Annotated in this window: 4 protein-coding genes; 2 read left to right on the forward strand and 2 right to left on the reverse strand. The window is 70.3% G+C overall.

Annotated elements, in window-relative coordinates:
* Positions 1–38: 38 nt before the first annotated feature.
* Together ACFU0Y_RS17850 and ACFU0Y_RS17855 are read right to left on the reverse strand one after the other, a co-directional pair.
* Complete coding sequence (locus ACFU0Y_RS17850; RefSeq protein ID WP_380216259.1) at positions 39–353, reverse strand: hypothetical protein; 315 nt, start codon at positions 351–353, stop codon at positions 39–41.
* Positions 354–392: 39 nt separating this feature from the next.
* Positions 393–647: a hypothetical protein gene (locus ACFU0Y_RS17855; protein WP_380216261.1), complete on the reverse strand. Its 255-nt coding sequence runs from the start codon at positions 645–647 to the stop codon at positions 393–395.
* Between the two features lie 81 nt (positions 648–728).
* On the opposite strand from ACFU0Y_RS17855, the gene ACFU0Y_RS17860 reads away from it, so the two are divergent.
* Positions 729–1,001: a hypothetical protein gene (locus ACFU0Y_RS17860; protein ID WP_380216263.1), complete on the forward strand. Its 273-nt coding sequence runs from the start codon at positions 729–731 to the stop codon at positions 999–1,001.
* A 506-nt stretch (positions 1,002–1,507) separates the two neighbouring features.
* Positions 1,508–1,948: a DUF6578 domain-containing protein gene (locus tag ACFU0Y_RS17865; RefSeq protein WP_380216265.1), complete on the forward strand. Its 441-nt coding sequence runs from the start codon at positions 1,508–1,510 to the stop codon at positions 1,946–1,948.
* The last annotated feature ends 634 nt before the right edge of the window (positions 1,949–2,582 follow it).

Genomic DNA, 2,582 nt, shown 5'->3' on the forward strand with positions numbered 1-2,582 from the left:
GCCGCTCATCACGAGCGGCGGGGCCTTCACGTTCCACGTCAGTCCAGGTACTTGAGCGTTCCGAGCTCTGCCGGAGCGGGGCTGGTTCGTGTCCCTGGTTTCTTGGGAGGGCCGAGCTGTTCGCGGCGGATGTAGTCGACCAGTTTGCCGAGGAGCCCTCCGGCGAGGAACACGAGGAAGGTGGGAATCCAGGCGTCGGTCGGCGCGTCCAGTCCCAGTGATCCGGGGGCGGCAGCGGCCCACAGCACGGTCACCAGGTTCAGCACCAGTGCGGCCATCAAGAGGCTGCGGCGGGCCAGCACGACGGTGTGGAACGTGCAGAGGAACATCGCGACCCACAGGACGACGATCATGTACCCATCATGGACCTCGAGCGTGCCCAGCGGAACGGTTCAGGACCAGGATCTCTCGGCGATCAGCAGGTGGCGCCAGAGGTATCCGGCCGCCACGCCGGCACCGGCGACCGCGACGGTGGCCGCCGGCAGCAGACCGGGGCCAGCGGCGTCCCAGGGCGCATCGGCGTAGACGGACAACCCCAGGGTGGGGCCGGACAGGATCCCGATGACCGCTTCCCGGCCCAGCCCGGCGGGCAGCGCGTGGCGCAGCGCGAGGACGGCGAAGAGCAGGACCCAGAGCACGACGATCATGGCTCCAGGGTGTGCCGCGGCCGCGGCTGGGCGAGCGCACCTGGTCCCCGCTCGGCGTGGCCGGCGCTCGGTCGAGGTCGGATGTTCCCCGGCGAGCAGAGCGAGCGCGGCCAGTGGCCCGCGGCGATCGACACCAGCGACCGGGGCTGGGACACGGACAGTTCCCGGCTGCTGGCCACTCATGACGGCGTCGGGTGCTACGCAGTCGCCGGCAAGGAAGGCGACGGCCTGATCACCTTCGACCCGGCCTCGACCGAGGACCGGGTGGCCGGGTGCTCACCGGGCGGGTGTGTGGGCACCAGCGGTCAGGTGGGCGTCACGACGGACTTCGTGTCGGTTCCGCTCGAAGTTTGAGCTGTTTGTCCGTGTGAAAAGTGAGCACCTCGCGGGGTTGTTCTAGTCTGCCCGTCCGGTCTCGGTGACGGAAGGCAGGGTCTTGATGCTGGTGTGCCGGATGCGGTAGCTGGTGCCCTTGGTGGTGGTGTTCTCGGCGGAGGAGTCCTACCGGGTGACCGGGGCGATCCACTGTCGGGTCGATCATGTGGCCGATGAACGCGCTGCGGGCACGGGGCGGGCCGGGGGCCGAGGCAACTGAGCCGGCGCCACAACGCTTCGTCCAGGGATGGTGCAGGTGCCCGTGGCGGCGTGGCGCTCGGCGTTCGACAGGCGAAGAAGCTGGCGCGGGCGCAGCAGCAGGTCGAGCAACAGGTCGTCAGCCCGGATCGTGGCCGCGGGCCAGTGTCGAAAGCTGCTCCATGTCCATGTCCATGTCCATGTCGATGTCGTGGACCAGCGCATCGGCGTGGCGACGCACCCGCCACCATTGCGACCTCTCACGGCGGCCCTGCTAGGTTCGCGTCATGATGATCGAGGTGGAGCTGCGCGAGTGGGAGCAGCAGTGCTGCGGCGACCCGTTCCGGATCGGCTCGGCCGTCACCTGGAAGCTGGTGGCCCGCGACCCGGACGAGGACGGCGACCGGCCGATGCCTGGGTACTGGGAGGAGCACCACGACCAGACGCCGGAGAACGTGCCGCACCTGCCGGTGACCGGCACGGTGCGCTCCGCCCAGGCGTTGCACTACGCCTTCGACGAGGGCCCGAACCCGGGCGAGCTCACCGTGCGCCCCGGCAGCGAAGTGGCTGTGGATCTCGACGCCGTCCCCGGTGCCGGGACACAGCTGGCGGGGTGCACACGCGAGCACGAAGTGCTGGCCTACCGGGTGCAGCTGGAGGTCGCCGTGGGCGCGGAGCTGCCGGCCTATGTCGCCGACGACCAGGACGACTGGTTCGAGCAGGACTGACTGCGGGGGACGTCGGCGACCCAGGCCGAGGGTTGCTCAGCCGGCGACGTCGAGGCCTGCGCTCCACGGTAGCCGCGGGCGTCGGCCGGTGCGGTCGGCGGTGTGCCGGGTGCGAAGACAGATTTAGGAGCGGCGGACGCGGAAGGCCTCCGTCCCGGTCAGCACGGTCACCGGCAGGAGAGCAGTCCACAGGTCCGGAAGGATCAGCGCGCTGAAGACAATGGCCAGGACGAGGGGAACGAGTACGACCAGCTCTTCGACGGTGACGCAGGCGGCTACCCCGACCGCGGTGCGCACCTCGGCGCGGGCGGGGAGCTCGCCGGTCCTCGCGGTGGTCGCGGTCGCCTAGGCCCACGGTGCCTGACCGAAGAGCGGATCGATGCGAGGGCGTGGAGGACCGGTGTGGCGCTGGACGATCGCCGAGAGTCCGACGGCGGCCGCCAGGATCATCCACCGTGCCCACCACGGGCCGCCGTCACCGGTGGCATCCACCATCCACTCTGTGGCCGGAGGAGGGCTGATCGCCGAGGCGGCGACCGGTAGGCGACGAGCAGCCCAGGAACCTTCGTCCGTCACGACCCAGCCACACGCCGATCACTTCAGCGGTTCCAGGTTGAGCGGCACAGCGGTGGGG

It is taken from the genome of Kocuria sp. NPDC057446 (assembly GCF_042802875.1).
In the GTDB taxonomy this organism is placed as follows: domain Bacteria; phylum Actinomycetota; class Actinomycetes; order Actinomycetales; family Micrococcaceae; genus Kocuria.

Coding starts and splice junctions, on each gene's coding strand:
- ACFU0Y_RS17850 (WP_380216259.1), bottom strand. CDS start 353: ATGATCGTCGTCCTGTGGGTCGCGATGTTCCTCTGCACGTTCCACACC.
- ACFU0Y_RS17855 (WP_380216261.1), bottom strand. CDS start 647: ATGATCGTCGTGCTCTGGGTCCTGCTCTTCGCCGTCCTCGCGCTGCGC.
- ACFU0Y_RS17860 (WP_380216263.1), top strand. CDS start 729: ATGTTCCCCGGCGAGCAGAGCGAGCGCGGCCAGTGGCCCGCGGCGATC.
- ACFU0Y_RS17865 (WP_380216265.1), top strand. CDS start 1,508: ATGATGATCGAGGTGGAGCTGCGCGAGTGGGAGCAGCAGTGCTGCGGC.